The organism is Pseudoalteromonas sp. 20-MNA-CIBAN-0454, assembly GCF_040308685.1.
Lineage (GTDB): Bacteria > Pseudomonadota > Gammaproteobacteria > Enterobacterales > Alteromonadaceae > Pseudoalteromonas > Pseudoalteromonas nigrifaciens.
In genome coordinates, this window is sequence record NZ_JBEOOB010000010.1 from 53,404 (window position 1) to 74,354 (window position 20,951).

Consider the following 20,951-nt stretch of genomic DNA (forward strand, 5'->3'; position numbering starts at 1 on the left):
GCCTTGCAATCATTAAGGATTGTATAATAACTTAATTAGTAGTAAAAACAGCCTATATGATGTTTTATTTTCTTATGCTTTAATATGTTAACAACGTTAGATGGACCTTTAAGTGAATAAATTAAAATCTATAAATGTAATTATAATAATGGCTATTTCTTTATGTTTTAGTATTAATGTAGGTATAAGTAATCAGATAGATAAAATTAATTTATTTCACTCTAATATCGATGTTCGTAATTTTGAAATAGATACCACCACATTGACATTGGCCCCTTGGTATAACCCAATATTAAATGGCTATTATATTGTTAAGCAAAACAATATAAACTTTATAGTATTGAAAACCAGCAAAACAGAATTTATAGCGGTTAAAGCTAACGATTTAATTTTAATTACGCTTACATCGCCACGAAACCTATTTATATTTTTTGTGATTTTTCTCATTGGCTTTGTGTATTTAAAAAAAGAGCTTAAAAAACATTACTACACAAAAAAAATTATCCAACTTAATAAACAAACAGATACCTTACTCAAAGCATTTAACTTACAAACAAAGTCAGCAGCTAACGCTAATAGTATTACAACGCTGAGTGAGTCTATAAGCACCCTTAATAGCCATGTTGAGCACTATGTAAAGCAAACTCAAACCAGTATTTACCAAGATAAACTCACCCTACTAATAGACCGCCATGCCTATATTAAACATATAGATAGACAAATTAGCCAAGTAAATATTGAAAATTTAAAATGTGCTTTATTGTTTATTGATTTGGATGGTTTTAAAAAAGTAAATGACTCTTTTGGGCATAGTTTTGGTGACGAAATATTAGTTCAAGTGGCAACCCGTTTAGCCAATGTATTACGCCATAATAAGTTAAATAACATAAATCTAGCTAACCAGTTAGAGCAAAATTTATCTCGACTAGGGGGCGATGAGTTCTCTATTTTTATAGAGTCAGTTGAGTCAGAAGCGCAAGTTTTAGATATTGCAAGGAATGTATTAAACGAGTTAGAAAAAGACTTTGTGTTAGGTAATAAAATTATAAAAATAAGTGCCAGCATAGGTATTGCAAAATACCCAGAGAGTGCCTCAACGCCGCAAGCCTTACTGCAACTTGCAGATGTAGCTATGTATAGAGCAAAGCACGATGGTAAAGGTATTTTTAAAGTCTACTCTCCCGAAATGGGTAATAAAATGCGTCGCTATCATTATTTGCTAGAAGAGCTGCGTTTAGCGGTCGCCCGCAAAGACTTTTATTTAAACTTTCAACCTATCGTACATGTTGAAGATTGCATGATAGATTATTTTGAAGCACTAACACGTTGGAACCATTCAATTGAGGGAATGATTTCGCCTGTTGAATTTATTCCTATAGCTGAGGAGTCTAATTTGATTTTAGAATTAGGCGATTGGATTATGTTAGAGGCATGTAGACAAATGGCTGCATGGCATAATGCCGGTTTGCGCAAAGTAAGAATATCGGTAAACGTGTCGGGAGTGCAGCTAAAACATAGATCTATATATGACTGGGTTATGGCAACCCTTACCAAAACCGGGCTGTCACCTAACTCACTGATGCTAGAAATTACAGAATCAACGCTTATAAAAGCAGATTCTTTAATAATTAAAGAGCTTGAAAAATTACGTAAAGAGGGCATTACGATTGCCATTGATGATTTTGGTACTGGTTTTAGCTCTTTAAGTACCTTGGCTGATTTACCTATAGATGTGATTAAAATTGATCGCTCTTTTATTACTCAAGCAAATAAAAGTAAAAAGTACCTTGATATATTAAAAACTATTTGCGAACTCGGACAAAAGCTGGGGCTTAAAATAGTGGCCGAAGGTGTAGAAGAGCCAGCACAGTTTGAATTAGTAAAGCGTATAGGTGTGAGCTCTGTACAAGGCTATTTAGTAAGTAGGCCAGAGTCATCTGTTAATGTAGGTAATAAACTACTCAACAAAAATGTGAGCAATATGTCAGGCTCAGGAACCAGTGCCTGGGAAATAAGTAATTAGTAAATTGCATATTTTACAGCCGCACATAAAAATGCCACTTAACTTAAGTGGCATTTTTTGCTAAGTAATAGCATTCATTTAATTAAGTTTATAAATTAAACGTACGTGAAACGGCCAGTACTAGGCGCTCATCTGCGTAGTCGTAATCTAAGCTGGTGTTTTCAGCGGCAACTTCAATATTAAAACCTTCATAGCTAGTTTGGTATGCTAAGCGGTAATGGTTGTAAGATTTTTTTTCATTGCTATCCCACGCGTATTTTTTACCGTCTAATGAGTTCGAAATATCAAAACTTGCACGTAGCGCATGGTTAGGTGCTAACTCATATGTATGTGCTATTTGCGATATAACATGACTTGCACCACTGCCAAAGTAATCCCAGCTGTACCAAAAGTTAAGCTCTGTTTGGCCATAATCACTCGCATAGCCAAATTTAGTATAGGCTTCGCCATAATTACCATCACTATTATTGCCTTGGTAAGTGTAATAAGCAATACCGTAATCAGCACTAAAGCGTTCATTAAGCTGAATGTATCTACCTACATAAGCATCAAGTTCGAAATCAGTGTCATCACCAAAATCTACATTAGAGGCCCAAACACCTGCATATACACCGTTATCAAAAGCGTAATCAAGGCTTGCTTGAATTGCAGGGTCGTTATCTGTTTGCGTTACACCATTGAAAGTATAGTCAGAAGCGGCAGTAATGGTTGTTGACCAATTAGCCGCTGCAGTTGTAGATAAAAGTGTAAAAGGTAAAGCGATAAAAAGTTGTTTTAGTTTATTATTCATAATGTTTTTTCTAGCTCATATTTTCAATTTTGGTGTAATCAATTTTGTTTGCTTTTGGTGAGCCTATAATGTCGTTCACCGTTTTTAATTTGTTGTAGCCAATATAAGCAATACAAATAAAGAACAAGGCAATAACTAATGCGCCAACCCATTGAATTTGCAAAAACTCTAACTTAAATAGTAATGTTAACAACGACAAAGCAACAATATTCATGGTTAAGTATTTAAATTTACCTAAGCGTTTAACCGTCAAGTTTAAGTTATCTGTGTATAACCGGATAAGCGAATCAAGAGAGTTAATTACAAAAATAATACCAACAAATACCATGGCAAAGTTTTTAATACCTTCGGTAGGAATACCAGCTTCGTGGTAGTGATAAAGCACACTAAACCAGATAGCAATTGGAATTGATGGGAAAATCAACATCGCAGCTAATACTTGATACGTTCTTAATCCACCCACAAAGCGTGCAGTAAATTGACCTATCATAATGCTCCATGCAAACCACCAAAATAAATAAAACTCATGATAGTCATTCAGCGGTAAAACAAACTCATTAATATTGGCAAAATAAGTACCAATAGCGCCTAAGTTATTCGAAAAGGCAGACAATTCACTGTCACCAAATACAAATGCACCCGCCCACATAAAGGCAATGAGCGCTAAAAACATCCAAGTAGTAGAAATACTTAAAATACGTACATACTTAATGTCGGTACTCGAGTAGGCAGCAAACGATATTGCAGCCAACACAATTAAATAAAACACCGGAATAACACTTGAGCCATCGCCTAAATCGGGTAAGTACCAAGGTAAATTAGTCAGTAGTAGGTAAGCAGTAAATGCACAGGTGCCAATGATGACAACGTTATTAATAAACTTAACCCAAGGAATGTCGAAAAATTTAACTTTAGGTTCTATTACACAGAAATAAAAGCACGTAAGAAAGTAAAATCCCCAGATTAAAAACCCCCAATAGCCAAACTCAATAGCTAGCGGATTGGCAAATGCGTACTCTGGGCTTGCTTTTATGTCTGCATAACCGGCAAATTCGGTTAACGGAAACATAATAAGGCCAACATCTAGGCCTGAGGTAAATAATATGGCTATAAAGGTAAATGTTCTAACAGGCGTTACACCAACAACACGTACATTGCCCCATTTAAATAAAATAGCGATTACAGCTAATAAGGTGAAAATAATCCCAGCACTAAGCCAAATAGTCATTATCGCCCTCCCAAAATAAATAAAAGTAATTCATAAATACTCCGTTTATTGTTTTTTCTCGCGTTAACACAACATAACCAATTTATATCGTGAGCCACGGCGAGTCTCACAAAGGCTTAACTACCTAAGTAGTAAACCTTTGCTAGTGGCTTAATTTATATCTTGCTATTACGTTGTGTTGTTTGCCAGTCAGCGCTCATTGCTACTGGTGCATTGAGCTTCGCTAATGGCTTATTACCTAAAATAATATCAGCGGCTTTTTCGGCCACCATAATGGTAGGGCCGTTTAAGTTACCGTTTGGTATGGTTGGAAATATAGATGAGTCAACTACACGTAAACCTGCGATCCCATGTACTTGGGTGTCTGAATTAACGACTGCCAGTTCATCTTCACCCATTTTGCAAGAGCAAGAAGGGTGATAAGCGCTTTCAACCGTTTGACGGACAAAGGCATCTATTTCTGCATCGGTTTGAATATGCTTACCTGGCTGAATTTCTTCATCGCGATAATCATCAAAGGCACTTTGCTCAATAATTTCACGAGTTAGGCGTACACAGGCTCTAAAGCCTTCAATGTCATCTTGATGTTGTAGGTAATTAAACACAATTTTAGGTGGTTGCTCAGGATCAGCCGATGCAATAGTAACGCTGCCGCGGCTTTTTGGCTTGTTATGACCTACATGTACTTGAAAACCATGGCCGTCAAAGGCACTGCGTCCGTCGTAGCGCATTGCGGCAGGTAAAAAGTGGTATTGCAAATCTGGCCATTCAACTCCAGGCTTAGAGCGAATAAAAGCACATGATTCAAAGTGATTTGTAGCGCCCAGTCCCTTGCGGGTTAATAACCAACGTGCACCAATTAAACCTTTTGAAATTAACCCTAATTTACCGTTTAAGGTAATAGGTTGTTTGCACTTATATTGAAAGTAAAACTCAAGATGATCTTGTAAGTTTTGCCCTACACCGGGTAAATGGTGTTTTACCTCAATGCCTGCTTTTTTAAGCACTTCGCTATCGCCAATACCCGATAGCTGTAAAATATGTGGCGAGCCAATAGAGCCGGCGCTTAATATCACTTCTTTTGCAGCAACAGCGGTTTTAACTTCGCCATTTACTTTGTATTCAATACCAGTGGCTTTTTTGCCCTCTAAAACAACGCGCTGGGCAAGTGCACCGGTAACAATAGTTAAATTATTACGCGATTTAACTGGATCTAAGTATTCACGCGCGGCTGAGCTACGTACACCGTCTTTTACCGTCATGTGCATTGGCCCAAAGCCTTCTTGCTGCGAGGCATTGTAGTCGTTAGTGTGTGCGTAACCCGCTTCAATGCCCGCTTTAATAAAGGTGCTGTACAAAGGGTTTTTCATTTCGTTACCGTTATTAACGCCCAGCGGGCCTTTACCGCCACGGTACTTATTTTCACCTAAGTAAAAGCTTTCTGCTTTTTGAAAATACGGTAAACACGACTGATAATCCCAGCCGTTTGCGCCATTGTGTTGCCATTCGTCAAAGTCTTTTGCATGGCCGCGTACATACACCATGCCATTAATAGATGACGAACCACCGAGTACTTTACCGCGCGGACAATGCATTTCGCGGTTGTCTAAATGCGGCTCAGGTTGGGTATGAAACTGCCACGCGTACTTATCGCTATTCATTGGAATAGAAAGCGCGGTAGGCATTTTTATAAAAATGCTTTTATCACTGCCACCCGTTTCTAGTAGTAATACACGGGTGTTTTTATCGGCTGATAAGCGATTTGCTAACACGCAACCTGCAGAGCCTGCGCCCACAATAATATAGTCATACGAATTACTCATAATCAGTATCCTTTAAAATGGGCTTTCTATGTCGGCCATACCAACATAAACAGATTTAGTTTGGGTATAAGTATCGAGGGTTTCTATGCCGTTTTCGCGGCCAATGCCCGATTGCTTGTAACCACCAACTGGCATTTCTGCAGGTGAGTTACCATAAGCGTTAATCCAACAAATACCCGCTTGTAGTTGATGAATAACACGGTGTGCACGTTTAATGTCGCTAGTAAATACACCCGCAGCTAGACCAAGGTGAGTACCGTTTGCACGTTTAATCACATCGTCTTCGTCATCAAATACCAACACGCTCATTACTGGGCCAAATATTTCCTCTTTAACTATGCTCATGTCATCGTTGCAATCAATAAACACAGTAGGGGCAACAAAATAGCCGTTAGGTGCAGATGCAGGTGAAAGTGTTGTACCACCTGTTAGTAGCGTTGCGCCCTCTGCAATACCTTTATTAACGTAGCTCATTACTAAGTCTTGATGCTTTTTAGAAATTAGCGCGCCAAAGTTAGTATTTAAATCTTGAGGATCGCCGGCAATAATATTTTGTTCAGTACGGGTTTTAAGCTCATCAATAAATTGTTGATATACATTTTTATGAACATAAATACGGGTACAATTAGTACATACTTCGCCTTGAGTATAAAAGTTGCCTAACATTGCAGCACTTACTGCTTGTTCAATATTGGCATCATCAAATACAATTAATGGCGACTTACCACCAAGCTCCATGGTGACATCTTTTAAAGATCCCGCAGCGCTCGCAACTACCTTTTTACCTGTACCTACTTCGCCAGTAAACGACACTTTATCTATATCAGTATGCTGTGTTAGCCATTGGCCTACATCGCCTGCGCCTTGTACGACATTAAATACACCTGCGGGTACGCCAGCTTCTACAAAAATTTCAGCTAGCTTAATTGCGCCAAGTGGTGTTTCTTCCGATGGTTTAAAAATAAACGCATTACCAGCGGCAAGAGCAGGGCCCGATTTCCAACAGGCAATTTGTAGCGGGTAGTTCCACGCACCAATACCAGCGCAAATACCTAAAGGCTCTTTACGGGTATAGTAAAAGTCGCTGCCAACCATTTGTTGTTGGCCAACTTGTGCCGGTGCTAAACCAGCAAAGAATTCAATAACATCAGCGCCTGTTTCAATATCTACACAGTTTGCTTCTTGCATTGGTTTGCCGGTATCAAGTACCTCTACCAGCGCTAGCTCGTCATTGCGCTCGCGTAAAATTGCTACGGCCTTGAGTAAAATGCGACTGCGCTCAATAGGCGACATGGCCGACCACTGAGCAAAACCTTGCTTTGCACTTGCAATGGCAGCGTTTTGAATAAACTCGTCAGCAATTTCTACTGCATAAATAACTTCACCCGTAGCAGGGTTAGTTACATCAAATGTTTTGCCGCTTTTATTTGCAAGGAAATGGCCGTTAATAAAATTTTGATAGACAGGTGTTGTCACGCTAGGCTCCATATTGCTTGATGAGTGAATGCACATAACTTTTTGCTAGCTTTTCACTGTGATTAAACTGATGTTCGTTTGATTTACTAAGTACTGCTCGTAACCATAGGCCGTCGATCATGGCGGCGCTAAGTTCGGCGGCTTGTTTTGCTTGCTCAGCGGGCATTAATTGCTTAAATGAAAATGCTAAATTACTTTGCAAGCGTTTGCTGTTTACATTTTGTAGCCGGTGTAATTCGGCATCGTGCATTGATTGTGCCCAAAAGCTCAACCAAGTTCGTGTAGTATCTGAGCGCTGTTGCACAAGTGCAAAGTTGGCTTCAATAATAAACATTAAGCGCTGCGTCGCGTTGGTATTTGCTTCAAGTTTGCAAACAAGCTCCTGTTTTAAACTCGTAAGTAAATACCTCACCGTTGCTTCAATTAATCCCTGCTTACCACCAAAGTAATGACTAATTATGCCAGAGGATAATCCCGCATTTTTACTAATACTGTTAATAGTGGTTGCCTGTAAACCGCGCTGTGCAACCGACTCAATTGTTGCGTCAATTAGCTGCTGACGTCTTATAGGTTCCATTCCAACTTTAGGCATATTTATTATTAATTGACCGTTCAATAAACATAAGTTTAAGGTAATAGCTCTAACAATTCAAGGCGCAGGTAAATGATCGGATGCCAAAATGTAGATGAATCATTAACAAAAAAGGTAGTCTAGTATACGTAAATAATAAACATTGAATTTGTTTTATGTTGTTTAAAAACAAGAGTTTATGTATTATTTTGTAGTACAATAGGGTAGGGTTATTTTGGCTAAGAAATAAAATGTAAATAATTTCAAATAATATGCTTAGTACGGTAATCATTAGAGCACTAACGGTATGTGTTGCTGTTTATATAGCCAAAATTGCAATGGATATAATTATAACAACAGGCTGGTTTTATAAAGTTAATTGTAAATATAGCAAAGCAAGAAGGGCTAATATAGGTACAAAGCAGACGTATTGTTACAGCTTAATTTAAGGCGCTAATGTACCTTTGAACAAAAGAGGATAACGCCTAAGACGATTTCCAATGTAGTCATCGGCCATAATTTGTGCGCAAATTTCATCCACGTTATTACATGCTGCAAACACCCAGTCAAATCGCTCAATAGCGAGGAGAAAGCCTTTTTTTAAATGGGTTTGGGTACGGTAGTAAGCTAGGTTGTGGCGAATAATTTCGAGCTTGTGCGGGTTAGCTTCAAGCTCAATAATTACTTGCGTAATAAAGGAAGTATTGAGCTTGCTAGTGGCGCGTTTTTTAAGCCTGGGTGGCAGCATTAGGTTTCATTGGCAATATTGTGTAATTTTTTTAAAAAGTCATCTTTGTGTTTTTCATGTTCGTAATCAAGATGATACGTATTATGAAACCCAAAACGCAGTTCTACGCCGCTGCCTTGTAAATAAATGGTATAACCGTCTGCGTCTGAATACGCGGTAACACCTTGATAATGCTTACCATCATCCTGCATTTCGCCGCGTTGTATTATGCGTTCATACACAGCTAAAATTTGCTTGTTGTCGATTTCATTTTTCATTAATTAATCCTTAACTTTGCAAGTATATACGTTTTAGATATGTGGTCCGATCATCTTAAAAACAATGGTTAAAAAATGATGATATTACTTTGTAATTTGGTTATTTTAAATTATGCTCACAATTCATTATTTGTTGAGCTTACACCATGATAGACAAGGCGTTACTACTTAAAACTCGTGAATTATCAGATCAATTAGTTGCCCTGCAAACACCTATAAGAATACTGGATGCGATTAATTGGGATAAACAAATTAAAGAAGAATTTTTTAGACAAAAATGTCAAAAAAATCCAGTTATCGATCGTGCTTATTATCAGCAGCGCGATTTAGGATTTGTGCCCAGCGAACTACGCCAAGCGTTTTCTACTTTGCAGCGTAACATTATTAACCAGTTAGGACAGCTAAACCCAATAGCTCAATATATGGGAAAAATGTGCAGCGAGTATAAAACCGTATTAAGCATGCTGGAATATCGAGGAACGCCTGAATTTCATGACCTATCAGTAGAGCTATTTGGGCACCCTAAAGATTTGTTTCATGCTGGTGAGCCTTCACTTACTGAGCTGGCAAACATGTTAGAGCGGCCGCTTAAAAACTTATTAATTGCCGATATACTGCCAGACGATCCTAAAAATATAGCAGCAAGCGATGCTGTGCGTATTTTATCTGAGCAAGTTAATGCCAGTATGGTAGGGATCAACGTAGAGGTAATACTAAGCGATGGCATAGTGAGCGATGCAGCAGCTGGGGCTAATAACATTAAGCTAAATAAAGATGTGAAGTTTTCGCAGCGTGAACTCGATATTCTAGAAGTGCACGAAGGCTGGATACATGTAGGCACGACGCAAAATGGCCTAGCGCAACCTTACTTAACCTGTTTAAGTAAAGGCACGCCAAGCTCAACAGTGACCCAAGAGGGCCTTGCGGTATTAACCGAAATTATTACCTTAAAATCAACACCACGGCGCTTATCTAAATTAGTTAACCGTATTCAAGCGGTGACCAAGGTAATTGATGGTGCTGAATTTGTTGATATTTACCGCGATTATGTAGCGCAAGGGTTATCGCAAGATGAAAGCTATACTTTAGCTCAGCGTGTATTTAGGGGCAGTACCCCCACAGGTTTGCCGTTTACTAAAGACATTGCCTACATTAAAGGCTTTGTTTTGGTGTACAACTTAATTCGGGTTGCCATACAACTGGGCAGAATCGATCAACTGCCTTTATTACTGGTTGGAAAAATATCGATTGATGACTTTAGGCTGATTACGCAACTGCATAGTTTAGGAGTAATCGAATCGCCTAAGTTTGTACCTCCACACTTTAAAGACTTACGCGGTTTAGCAACTTGGCTCAGCTTTGGGCGCTTTATTGGAGACTTGTCGTTTGAACAATTAGAAAACGATTATAAGCCGCTGTTTTTATAATAACTACTGGGAGCTTTTCTCCCTTAAAGCAAAAAAAACGCAGTTGGAATGAGCAACTGCGTTTAAGTATATAGTTACAAGCCAACGTAACTATAGTTGAGGAAAGTTTGCTAGTAATTAGCCAGGTAAAACTTGGCTGTATAGTTGCTGATTTGCCTTGCTACAAACTAGGTTTGTAATCTACTCAGATTGATTATAATCAAGAAGCAGCGAAATAATAAAACGTGTTTTTAATGTGTGTAATAGTTAATTTTAAATAGCTTGGAATTAATTTAAGTTAATATAAAACAGTAGTTTGGGTTATTAATTTAAATCATCTTATCGATAAGTGAAATTTATCGAAAGCGCCATTACGTTAGTAAACCTCTTTACCAGAGCTCCGGTTAAATAAGCATAAAAAAAGCCCTTTACGGGCTTTTTAAAGAGTGACTAAATGCAGGCTAGTTAGCGCGCATTGGTACTTTCAAAAATTTTATCGGCAGAGGCTGCTACAAACCCGGTGTAAAGCTCGCCATCGGCTTTAGGGTAGCGAATAGCAAACTCATAAAAACAGCTAGGAATGCTCATTTCACCATCGCTAAAGCTTACTGAGTACTCATCAGCAAGGGTCGACGATTGCTCAAGTAATACCTCTGGCGAGCCTTTTACTTCGCCGCCTGAGCTATTAAGTGTAAAGCCTGCATCTTTTAGCGCTTGGTTAACATCTTCAATGTTATCAAATTTATCAAGGGTATTAATATTTACCGTAAAGTGATTAGCTCGGTAACCCCATGCCGACATCCACGCTGCGTATTCGCTCTCGGCAAGAAGTTGCTTATAAGTGTCTGTACTTACTTGCCAGTGCGTGCCTGAGTATAAAAAGTTATCGGCGGTCACTGCGTCCTCGTCAATTTGACTCACCATATCATTTACAATTGCTTGTAACTCAGCAGAGCATTTATCTACCAACAACTCAGAAATAAATACTTTTGGCTGTGTTAAATCACTATGCTCGTAGTGCTTTGCGTATAGTTTTTTAGCTTCAAAGTGATACTCACCACATTCTTTATAACCCAAAGCTAAAAAGTGTGCTGCCAGCTTTTCTAAGCCCACTTTTTCAATGTTAAAGGTACGCAGAGCAATATGATCGTTAATAATGTCATCTTTTTGCGTTGAACCTAATAGATCATGAATTTTGTCTGCCGATGGCGTTACGTTTAAGTAATTTTGCCATAGGTTATCAAATAATGTATTTACATCAGTATGCATTTTAAATCCTTAAATTTTGTTATATACCTTAACGCGAGTTAAGTTGTATTTATTCAATTATTAAGCCCGGCGCGAGGGTTTGCGGTAAAGTTACTTTATCTGATTCAACAGAAGCTACCGGGTAGGCGCAATAATCGGCAGCGTAATAGGCGCTTGCTCTGTGATTACCACTGGCGCCAATGCCACCAAATGGTGCAGCGCTAGACGCACCGGTAATGGGGCGATTCCAGTTAACAATACCAGCACGAATACGCTTTAAAAAGTGGTTATAATCGTTTTCACTATCGGCGAGTAAGCCGGCAGATAAACCAAAGCTGGTGTTATTTGCTTCATTAATGGCGCTGTCAAAATCGCTGTAGCGATATATTTTAATTAATGGCCCAAAATGCTCTTCATCTGGCATATCATTAACATTAGTCACATCGATAATACCTGGGCTGACAAAACCAGTACCTGGTTTTAATTGCTTAAGTTCAACTAAAATCTCAGCGCCTTTAGCGACAAGTTCATTTTGCGCAGCCACCATACCTAATGCTGCTTTTTCGCTGATCATAGCACCCATAAATGGCTGCTCTGTTGCAAAGCTGTCATCAACTACAATATTTTTAGTGGCGCTAATAAGCTTAGCTAGAATGGCATCGCCATTACTCGAGTTTTCAATAAATACACGGCGTGCACAGGTACAGCGTTGGCCAGAAGTAATAAAGCCCGACTGAATAATGTCGTGTACTGCGGCGCTAACATCGTTTACGTCTTTAATTATAAGCGGGTTATTGCCGCCCATTTCAAGCGCTAAAATTTTACCCGGGTGGCCAGCAAACTGTTTATGTAATAAATGACCTGTATTAGAACTACCGGTAAAAAATAAGCCATCTATATATTGGTGAGCGGCCAATGCCTTACCTGTTTCAATTTCGCCTTGTACTAGGTTAATTACACCAGCAGGTAAGCCCGCCTTTAACCACAGCGATAAAGTAAATTGTGCTACATGAGGAGTAAGCTCTGAGGGTTTAAATACCACAGTGTTACCCGCTAAAATAGCGGGCACAATATGCCCGTTAGGCAAGTGCCCAGGGAAGTTATAAGGGCCAAAAATAGCCACTACACCGTGCGGCTTATGCCTAATAAATGCTTTAGCACCTGGCATTGGGTTTTCTGTGGTACCGGTACGCTCATTATATGCTTTTACCGAAATAGCGACTTTACCTGTCATTGCGCCTACTTCAGTACGGGTTTCCCATAAAGGCTTCCCGGTTTCTTGGGCAATAATAACGGCAAACTCTTCGCTGTGTTCTTTTAGTTGTGCAGCAAAGTTCTCTAGTATGGTAATGCGCTGCTCAAGCGGGGTATCAGCCCACTGTAACTGCGCTGCTCTTGCGGCTTTTATTGCGCTATTTACTTGCTCAGCACTGGCGCCATTACCTTGCCAAATTGTTTCGCCATTGCTTGGATTAATTGAGGCAAATGCTGGGCCTTGGCCTGCTTGCCATTGGTTATTTATAAGTTGTGTATTCATATATATTTACAGACGAAAGAATCGTGCTGCATCTCCTTGGCTTAACTTAAGTGCATCAGCCACTGCTTGGCTAATGATTAACGTATGCTTTGCATGATTATAATGCGCGTGTTTAGTAAATGTAGCTCTAAAGTCACTCACACCATGATTACAAATAGCGAGCGTGTCGGAACTGTTTTGTGTTATATGTTCAAGTTCACCTATGGTAATAGGGCACACTTGAGACTCGCGAATACTGCGAATATTACCTAGCTTAGCTTCTACAGTGGGGCCGGCATCAAATAAGTCAACATAGCCGCGATGTTCAAAACCTTCTTTTTCGAGAAGTTTAAGCGCGGGTTTGGTTTTTTCATGAACATGACCGATCACAGCTTGGGCTTTTTTACTCAGTAAATTTACGTAAATAGGGTACTTAGGCATGAGCTCGCTAATAAATACCTTGTCGCCTAAACCGACTAAATGATCTGCTTGTGGAAACTCAATACTAAAAAAGTGCTCTTGTAGCCATTGCCAAAATGGCGAATGGCCGTGCTCGTCGCTTACACCGCGCATTTCGGCAATGACGGTATCGGCAAAGCGTTCACTGTGCTGCGCCATAAACAAAAAGCGCGAGCGCGATAAAAAGCGCCCAGTTAAGCCTGTACGGCTGTCTTCACGTAAAAACAAAGTGCATATTTCAGAGCAACCCGTGTAGTCGTTACACATGCTCAAAATATCAACAGTGTTGTATACATTTAATGTAGGCGAGTGATGCACTGTTTTACCTAAGTGATAATGATATAGCGGCACAGTTAAGCCTACAGCGGCTTCTATTGCGGTTGTGCCAATCACTTTACCTGTTTCACTGTCTTCTAAAACAAATAAATAGCTCTCGTCCAATGGTTTATTAATGTTTTTAGCAAAGCTTTTTTCAGCGCGGTCAATTTTTTCTTTTAGCTGGGTGTCATCTACGGGCAAAGAGGTAAACCCATGCCCAGACTCTATTGCTATTTGCTTAAGCGCATCAAAGTCGTTGGCTGTAATAGGACGTAATACTTGCATTAATTACTTGCTCCAATAGCACGCCCAAAGGCGTGCTGGTTTACTATTATTAACCGTTAACTACATCGCTTACGGCTTTATCAAAGCGCTCTAGGCCTTCTTTAATATCTTCTAACGGAATAACTAAAGACGGAGTAAAACGAATAACATCCGCACCGGCTACTAAGTTCATTAAACCATTGTTAGCACTGGCTATTAAAAAGTCGCGTGCACGCCCAGCAAACTTGTCGTTTAGTGCAGCACCAATTAATAAACCTTTACCGCGAATTTCACTAAATACATTATATTTTTCGTTAATCGCATTTAGGCCATCACGAAACAGCTGTTCGCGCTCTTTTACGCCGCTAAGTACTTTTGGGGTATTTACTGTATCAAAAGCGGCTTCGGCTACGGCGCAGGCTAATGGATTTCCACCGTATGTAGAGCCATGTGTGCCAACTTTTAAATGCGCTGCTATTGCCGTGGTGGTGATCATGGCACCGATAGGAAAGCCTCCACCTAACGCTTTTGCTGTAGTTAAAATATCAGGTACTACGTTTAAGCCCTGATACGCGTATAAATCGCCAGTACGGCCAACACCCGTTTGCACTTCATCAAAAATAAGCAGCGCGTTGTGCTTAGTACATAGCTCGCGTACTTTGTGTGCAAAATCGTCAGTGGGTGAAATAATACCGCCTTCACCTTGTAGTGGCTCCATCATTACCGCACAGGTTTTATCGCTAATAAGGGCTTCAAATGCGCTAATGTCGTTAAAATCGCAATGCACAATATCGGCAGGCTTAGGGCCAAAACCATCTGAATAAGCTGCTTGACCACCAACCGTTACGGTAAAAAAGGTACGACCGTGGAAGCCTTTATTAAAAGCAATAATTTGCGTTTTTTCAGCACCGTGTACGTCTAGGGCAAAACGACGCGCTAATTTTAGCGCTGCTTCGTTAGCTTCGGCACCCGAGTTGGCAAAGTACACTTTTTCAGCAAATGTAGCATCAACCATTTTTTTAGCTAAACGCAAAGCAGGCTCATTAGTCATTACGTTTGATAAATGCCAAATTTTTTCACCTTGCTCTTTTAGTGCATTAACTAAAGCCGGATGACAATGTCCTAAACAGTTAACCGCAATACCACCGGCAAAATCAATAAACTCGTTATTATCTTGATCCCATACACGCGAACCTACGCCGCGTACCGGAATAACTGCTGAAGGATTGTAGTTTGGCACCATTACATCGTTAAATAAGTCTCTAGTTACTTGCATTTTTACACCTAAATTATGTGGCTACTTAAAAAAGTGTTGCTAAAACAAAGAAGAACTTAGCCTGTATTCTTCAGTAAACACTGTGTTTTTTGTTATAAGTGTCATTATCGAAGGTTGTGAATGAAATTTGCAGTGCTATTTTGTGAAAAATGATTAGAATAAAAGTCAAATTAACGAAGGGTTTGTGCATTATGATAACTCCACAAGACGAAAAGCTATTATCTATTTTAAAAACCAATGCCAGAGCGAGTATTTCAGATTTAGCTAGGCACCTTAATTTATCACGCTCAACTGTACAAAGCCGCATGTTAAAGCTAGAGGAAAGTGGCGTAATTAAAGGTTATAGCGTTGATTACGGCGATGACTTTTTAAATAGTATGGTAGCCGCTCATGTGTCTATTAAAGTAAGGCAAAAACTGACGACAAAAACCAATTTAGAGCTAAAGCAAATTAATGCTATATCGCAGCTTTATGCTATTAGTGGCGAGTTTGACTTAATTGCAGTTGTGCAAGCACAAAACTTAGAACAACTTAGCCACTTACTCGATGATATTGGCAACTTAGATGGTGTAGAACGCACTACTTCATCTGTTATTTTAGAAACCAAATTTAAACGTTAGGTTTGTTGTATAAAAATGTAAACAGGTAGCGATTACGCATTGATATAGCAAGCAATTTATAATAAAGTTATTGCATAGAGTACAAGCTCTAATGTCATGAAAGTGGATACTATTAGCTTGTACTTTGTAAACAAGGACTGTTTAAATAAACTTAGGAAAGTTGAATTTTACTCTCCCTTTTTAATTCAATTAATAGCAATCAATTTACAGTACATTGGGTAGTTTATTTCATTAGCCGCACTGCCAAGGAATCAGCAATCTGCTGACATAATAAGGACAAATTGTGAAAGTTATTATAACCATCATTGTTTTATTAATAATAACGAGTGGCTATTACCTTAGTGTTCATGCCGCCATTTTTAATGCGAACAAAACTATTGAAGTTAAAGAGTATAGCGATTTATTTTATAAACTAGGCTCAGATTCGGCCCCAGACTCAGTGAGCATAGATGAAATTATTGCTGGAGCTTCACAATTTGCACTTTCAATGTGCGATGATGCAGTTTATCAGCAGGTTTTAGGGAAAACGGTTGACTCTTGCAAACTCAAGTTTCATCAATCAAAAGCAAAATGCGCACAGTTTTTAACGGCGCATAACGCAGCATTTTACGATAAAAAAACACCGGTTAGCTTAGTCGCAGAAAAGTTTATTGACTGCGTAAGTTCGTAATATTTTAATTACTTATCTTTTGCTCGGGTAAATGCGTTAAACTTGTCACTAATAATTTAGTGGCTTTCTCGTCATTTAAATAGCTCTCTTAATCAATGGTATTGGTATTAATCTTGATAAAGTGCACTTCATTGCAGCTTATATTTCTTAATTTGCTAAAATAAGTTTATTAAAGAGAGAATGATTAATTTACCCACTATTTAGTGGTAGCAAAAGGTAATTAGCAATGATGAACACCAAAGTATATAAAGCAGTACACGACTTAGCTGAAGAGCTAATGGCGGCTGCAAATAAAAACGATACAAAAAAATTCGAGTCACTTTACGCGCAGCTTAAAGCAATTTGTATTGAAAACGAAAACACCAGCAAAGATCACCCCGTACAATGGGAAACGCTGGCTGATTTTACCGAAGAGTTAGAAGAAGCAATTGAAGGCTACGAAAAAGCCTTAAAAAAATCGATAGCCATTAACTCTAAAGATCATATGTCGTCGGTTGCATTCTCTATGGCAACTTTGCAGCTAGAATTAGGCCAAAAAGAGGCTGCAATTAAAAACCTTCAAGATGCTAAAATCAGCGCTAATAAAATTTCGGATAAAGAGCTTAAAGCAGAAATACATGACCTTCTAGAGTCGCTGGTAGAAGAAGAAGGCTAGAGCCTTTTTTATTGATATTTATTTTGCTGAGCTACCTAAGCTCAGCACTTTAAAGTAATACATTAAGCACCATTAGTTATTATGGTTTTAAAGGGGCTTTTCTAATGATTTGCTTTTTGGCTTCGTCGAGTTTTATAACATAGGCATTACCGCCGATACCTTTAAATTCTTCATCGGTAAATACTATGGTGTTGTCGTCGTAAAAAGTAACCGCTTCTTTTTGGGTAACAATGCCTAGGTCTATTCGCGACACGTCACCCGAGAAAAACTTATCCCCTTTAAAATTCTCAAATAACCAAAGGCTAGTTGAGTCTAATAACACTAGTTTTTTCCGATCAGGGCTCAGTGCAGCAGAGGTTATCCAGCAGAGCTTTTCCATGGTGGTACAGGTTTTAAATGAGTCGATTAGTTCTGCGTTAAAATTAGCCGCATGATCACCCACTTTATATACATTTGTAATGCCATCAAAGGGTTCAGTACGATTTTTGGTAAATAAATATAAGTGTCTACCTAATGCTACAAACGCCTCTAAGTCATAATTGCGGTTATCTGGAGCAACCGGTGTACCGTCTAACTCGGGGTAGGTAAACTTAATTATTTCAGCTTCGGTGGTATCGGTTTTAATATCAATGGGGTTTTCTATTTTATAAATAGTAAGCCAGCGGCGCTCATTGGTGTTATTACCAAAATCACCTAAAAAAAAGTGACCAAATTTATTTTGGGTCATATCTTCCCAATCTATATTTTTAGCGTTAGTCACTAATATTTCTTTAGCAATTGAGCCATCATCATTGAGTCGGTAAAGTTTAGGCTCGTCGCCGCTATCGTTAATAGCCCATAAGCGTTTATGCTTATCATACTCAATACCAGATACTTCTTTGAGCCTAGGGTCAACAGAAATCATTTTTTTGCTATACAAGGTATAAATAGCAGAGCCTATATATGTGGCACTAAAAATAAACAGAGCAGCAATAGAAAGTAGAATGCTTTTTTTCAACATCAAATTAATATATTTCAGAATGTTAATTAATATATCGTTATTATCGCTGATGGTAGAAGAGAACTAAAGACTTATCTTGTAGCGTTTATTAACGGTTGCTTAAAATTGCATGTATTTTAAACTAAATAGGTTAATTAACATGATTTTGTCGAAGAAAAGTGACAATTATTGCTGATTACGCTATTAATAGCTAAGTACTGTATAAAAACTAAGAAGTAGGTAATGTGTCTGTATTTGTTGCAAGGCAAGCAATATTAAATCGTCGCCAGAATGTGGTTGCTTATGAGCTATTATTTCGTGATAGTGATAAAAACTATTTTCCAGAAATATCTGATGGCCAAGCAACGGCAAGGTTGATCATGGAAAATCAGCTTAACTTAGGAACCCGTCATATAACGTCAGGTAAAAAAGCGCTGATTAATATAGGCCCAGAGTCGTTAAAGCTCGATTTATGTGCATTTTTACCCTGTAAAGATGTGGTGATTGAGTTACTCGAAACCATAGAGCCCACAGACGATAATTATGAGTTATGCCGTGATTTATTTCATAGTAATTATAAACTAGCGTTAGATGATTTTGTGTACACCCCACAGTGGGAGCGATTTTTAAAGCTGGTAAATCTGATTAAGTTTGATATACGCCAAACCCCATTACCTGAAATTGCCCAGGTTGTTAAAAAACTAAAAAAACATAAAAGAATAAAAATACTTGCCGAAAAAATAGAAACGCCCGAGGAGTTTGAACTTGCCTATAAAATGGGCTTTGATTACTTTCAAGGTTATTATTTTGCAAAGCCAACCATGCTTAAACAAAACGATATTGACTATAATTACGCGCTAGTAATTGCAATTTATGCAGAAGTTATGAAACCCAATCCAGATATAAGCGTAATTTCTGGTTTATTTGAGCTTGATGCTGCGCTGGCATACAAACTATTACGCTTAATTAATAGTGGTGTGTTTCCTATTAAAAGCCAAATATCTTCCCTTAAACAAGCATTAGTATACTTAGGTCAGGAACGGTTAAAAAAGTTTGTAAGTTTGATTGTGACCGCTCATACCGCTAAGTCTAAGCCTGCCGAGTTAATGCAAATATGCGTAGTTCGTGCTCGCTTTTGCGAACTAATTGCCGCGCAAATAAGTAAACAGCAAAAAGGTGAAGCTTTTTTAACCGGGCTATTTTCGTTACTCGATGCCATATTAGATCAACCTATGAGTTTATTAGTTAATAAACTACCATTTCCAGATGACATTAAAGCAGCATTACAAGGCGAAAAAAACACCTTGCATTATATTCTTGAAACCGTAAAAGCATATGAATCAGGAAGCTGGTGGACATTAGAGCAAGCCGTTTTATTAATAAATATAGATAGCAAATTACTACCTAACATTTATAAGCAAGCGGTAAACTGGGCCGATAGCTATAAAAATACCACGTAATGGAATAGGTAATGCGTAATTATAATTTAGACTTCATTCGTGGTATTGCCGTACTTGGCTTGGTGTTTATGAATATATACACCTTTGGAGTATTTGAACTCGGTTATACGCCCCTAACAACCCCACCAAGCAGTGATAGCCTGATTCAAACATTAAACCTAATATTTATAGAGGGGCGTTTTAGGAGCATATTTAGCATACTGTTTGGGGCGGCTTTATACATACAATGGCAACGCTATAACTTGGTTTTACCACTTAAAAGCCGCCTATATTGGTTACTAGTTTTTGGTTTATTACATGGTTTTTTACTTTGGGCCGGCGATATTTTGTTTTTGTATGGGGTGTCGGGGTTGCTTGCTATAAGGTACTTAAGCAGTACCAATGAGCAACTTTTAAAGCACGCCTATGGGTTTATTCTACTCTCGGGTTTGGCAACCGCTTTAGTTATGTATAGCGTACCAGAGACATTAATATACCGTGATTCGCCAGAGTTTAATGCTTTGTATAGCCAATACTTTCAATCATATGGCGATCACTTGTTATCTAACATAACTATGAACGCCTTAATGGTGTTTATGGTGCCTATACTTACCATGTGGGTAACGACAGCGCTAATGTTATTAGGTATATATCTGTATAAGCAACAGGTGTTTGCTAGTGGCTTATCGGCAAAGCAACTCATTTTAGTAATTAGTAGTGCGCTACTATTTACCAGTTTACGGCTAACTACAGAGCAATATAGCAGTGGTGTATTTTATGCGCTGCAAGAATTAATTAACAGTGTGGCAGCATTATGTATGGCGGTTATTTATATTCACATTGCAGTTAAGTTGTGTAGTAACAATGCGAACACAGGAAAATTAATTCAACAAGTAGGGCGTTTAGCATTTAGTTTATATATAAGCCAAACGTTAATGCAACTTGTGTTGTTTAAAGTGTTTTTTAAGCAGTGGGCGCTCAGTTTTAATCGTATTGACTATTGTTTAGTTGCTACCTTACTAATCGTTATTCAGCTTATTATTACCGCCATTTATAGCCGTTATTTTCAACAAGGCCCTTTAGAATACATATGGCGAAAATTAACTTACGCAAAAATCACTGCTTAAACGGCTACAAAGGTTAAATTAAGGGCGAAAAATTATTGTGGGTGGTTTAAACTAGCAG

The 20,951-nt window shown here is 38.5% G+C and carries 19 protein-coding genes; 7 read left to right on the forward strand and 12 right to left on the reverse strand.

All coding sequences use genetic code 11. The features are described 5' to 3' along the window. Positions 1–112 precede the first annotated feature (112 nt). The gene (locus tag AAEZ22_RS06835) at positions 113–2,023 is read left to right on the forward strand and encodes a putative bifunctional diguanylate cyclase/phosphodiesterase (protein WP_197182313.1); all 1,911 of its coding nucleotides are present in this window, start codon (positions 113–115) and stop codon (positions 2,021–2,023) included. Between the two features lie 88 nt (positions 2,024–2,111). On the opposite strand, the gene AAEZ22_RS06840 is transcribed toward AAEZ22_RS06835, so the two are convergent. The 7 genes from AAEZ22_RS06840 to AAEZ22_RS06870 all read right to left on the reverse strand — a co-directional run bounded on the left by AAEZ22_RS06840 (position 2,112) and on the right by AAEZ22_RS06870 (position 8,916). Continuing rightward, positions 2,112–2,813, reverse strand: a complete 702-nt coding sequence (locus AAEZ22_RS06840; protein ID WP_058375018.1) for a TorF family putative porin — start codon at positions 2,811–2,813, stop codon at positions 2,112–2,114. Between the two features lie 10 nt (positions 2,814–2,823). After that, complete coding sequence (locus tag AAEZ22_RS06845) at positions 2,824–4,041, reverse strand: BCCT family transporter (protein WP_058375019.1); 1,218 nt, start codon at positions 4,039–4,041, stop codon at positions 2,824–2,826. Positions 4,042–4,196: 155 nt separating this feature from the next. Then, the gene (gene betA, locus AAEZ22_RS06850) at positions 4,197–5,864 is read right to left on the reverse strand and encodes a choline dehydrogenase (protein WP_197182314.1); all 1,668 of its coding nucleotides are present in this window, start codon (positions 5,862–5,864) and stop codon (positions 4,197–4,199) included. A 12-nt stretch (positions 5,865–5,876) separates the two neighbouring features. Further along, positions 5,877–7,340, reverse strand: coding sequence for a betaine-aldehyde dehydrogenase (gene betB / locus AAEZ22_RS06855; protein ID WP_197182315.1), 1,464 nt, complete (start codon positions 7,338–7,340; stop codon positions 5,877–5,879). Position 7,341: 1 nt separating this feature from the next. Continuing rightward, positions 7,342–7,917, reverse strand: coding sequence for a transcriptional regulator BetI (betI, locus tag AAEZ22_RS06860; RefSeq protein WP_050754485.1), 576 nt, complete (start codon positions 7,915–7,917; stop codon positions 7,342–7,344). A gap of 439 nt (positions 7,918–8,356) precedes the next feature. Continuing rightward, a complete protein-coding gene (locus AAEZ22_RS06865) occupies positions 8,357–8,659 on the reverse strand; it encodes a hypothetical protein (protein ID WP_197182316.1) in 303 nt (100 codons plus the stop codon). Continuing rightward, the gene (locus AAEZ22_RS06870) at positions 8,659–8,916 is read right to left on the reverse strand and encodes a DUF3081 domain-containing protein (protein WP_011330048.1); all 258 of its coding nucleotides are present in this window, start codon (positions 8,914–8,916) and stop codon (positions 8,659–8,661) included. Before AAEZ22_RS06870 ends, AAEZ22_RS06865 begins: the two co-directional genes overlap by 1 nt. Before the next feature lie 146 nt (positions 8,917–9,062). On the opposite strand from AAEZ22_RS06870, the gene AAEZ22_RS06875 reads away from it, so the two are divergent. Further along, positions 9,063–10,343, forward strand: coding sequence for a flavohemoglobin expression-modulating QEGLA motif protein (locus AAEZ22_RS06875; protein WP_197182317.1), 1,281 nt, complete (start codon positions 9,063–9,065; stop codon positions 10,341–10,343). 444 nt (positions 10,344–10,787) lie between these two features. Here AAEZ22_RS06875 and AAEZ22_RS06880 read toward each other — a convergent pair whose 3' ends face one another. From AAEZ22_RS06880 to AAEZ22_RS06895, 4 genes are read right to left on the reverse strand one after another with little or no spacing between them, the layout of a single operon-like run. Beyond that, positions 10,788–11,591, reverse strand: a complete 804-nt coding sequence (locus AAEZ22_RS06880; RefSeq protein ID WP_179806896.1) for a DUF1338 domain-containing protein — start codon at positions 11,589–11,591, stop codon at positions 10,788–10,790. A 49-nt stretch (positions 11,592–11,640) separates the two neighbouring features. Further along, positions 11,641–13,107 carry a succinylglutamate-semialdehyde dehydrogenase gene (gene astD / locus AAEZ22_RS06885; protein WP_197182318.1) on the reverse strand — a complete coding sequence of 489 codons (1,467 nt, stop codon included), beginning with the start codon at positions 13,105–13,107 and terminating at the stop codon, positions 11,641–11,643. A gap of 6 nt (positions 13,108–13,113) precedes the next feature. Beyond that, a complete protein-coding gene (astA, locus tag AAEZ22_RS06890) occupies positions 13,114–14,148 on the reverse strand; it encodes an arginine N-succinyltransferase (protein WP_011330052.1) in 1,035 nt (344 codons plus the stop codon). A gap of 49 nt (positions 14,149–14,197) precedes the next feature. Then, positions 14,198–15,403 carry an aspartate aminotransferase family protein gene (locus AAEZ22_RS06895; RefSeq protein ID WP_011330053.1) on the reverse strand — a complete coding sequence of 402 codons (1,206 nt, stop codon included), beginning with the start codon at positions 15,401–15,403 and terminating at the stop codon, positions 14,198–14,200. A gap of 191 nt (positions 15,404–15,594) precedes the next feature. On the opposite strand from AAEZ22_RS06895, the gene AAEZ22_RS06900 reads away from it, so the two are divergent. The 3 genes from AAEZ22_RS06900 to AAEZ22_RS06910 all read left to right on the forward strand — a co-directional run bounded on the left by AAEZ22_RS06900 (position 15,595) and on the right by AAEZ22_RS06910 (position 17,348). Beyond that, positions 15,595–16,023, forward strand: a complete 429-nt coding sequence (locus AAEZ22_RS06900) for an Lrp/AsnC family transcriptional regulator (RefSeq protein WP_011330054.1) — start codon at positions 15,595–15,597, stop codon at positions 16,021–16,023. Positions 16,024–16,306: 283 nt separating this feature from the next. After that, a complete protein-coding gene (locus tag AAEZ22_RS06905) occupies positions 16,307–16,693 on the forward strand; it encodes a hypothetical protein (protein WP_182683617.1) in 387 nt (128 codons plus the stop codon). Between the two features lie 226 nt (positions 16,694–16,919). Then, positions 16,920–17,348 carry a hypothetical protein gene (locus AAEZ22_RS06910; RefSeq protein WP_011330057.1) on the forward strand — a complete coding sequence of 143 codons (429 nt, stop codon included), beginning with the start codon at positions 16,920–16,922 and terminating at the stop codon, positions 17,346–17,348. A gap of 79 nt (positions 17,349–17,427) precedes the next feature. Here AAEZ22_RS06910 and AAEZ22_RS06915 read toward each other — a convergent pair whose 3' ends face one another. Beyond that, entirely contained in the window at positions 17,428–18,348 is a 921-nt protein-coding gene (locus tag AAEZ22_RS06915; RefSeq protein WP_041454933.1) for a hypothetical protein, read from the reverse strand. A gap of 224 nt (positions 18,349–18,572) precedes the next feature. On the opposite strand from AAEZ22_RS06915, the gene AAEZ22_RS06920 reads away from it, so the two are divergent. Both AAEZ22_RS06920 and AAEZ22_RS06925 read left to right on the forward strand, forming a co-directional pair. Beyond that, the gene (locus AAEZ22_RS06920; protein WP_179806894.1) at positions 18,573–19,787 is read left to right on the forward strand and encodes an HDOD domain-containing protein; all 1,215 of its coding nucleotides are present in this window, start codon (positions 18,573–18,575) and stop codon (positions 19,785–19,787) included. 11 nt (positions 19,788–19,798) lie between these two features. Beyond that, on the forward strand, positions 19,799–20,893 hold the full coding sequence (locus AAEZ22_RS06925; protein ID WP_182683615.1) for a DUF418 domain-containing protein: 1,095 nt from the start codon (positions 19,799–19,801) through the stop codon (positions 20,891–20,893). Positions 20,894–20,951: the final 58 nt, after the last annotated feature.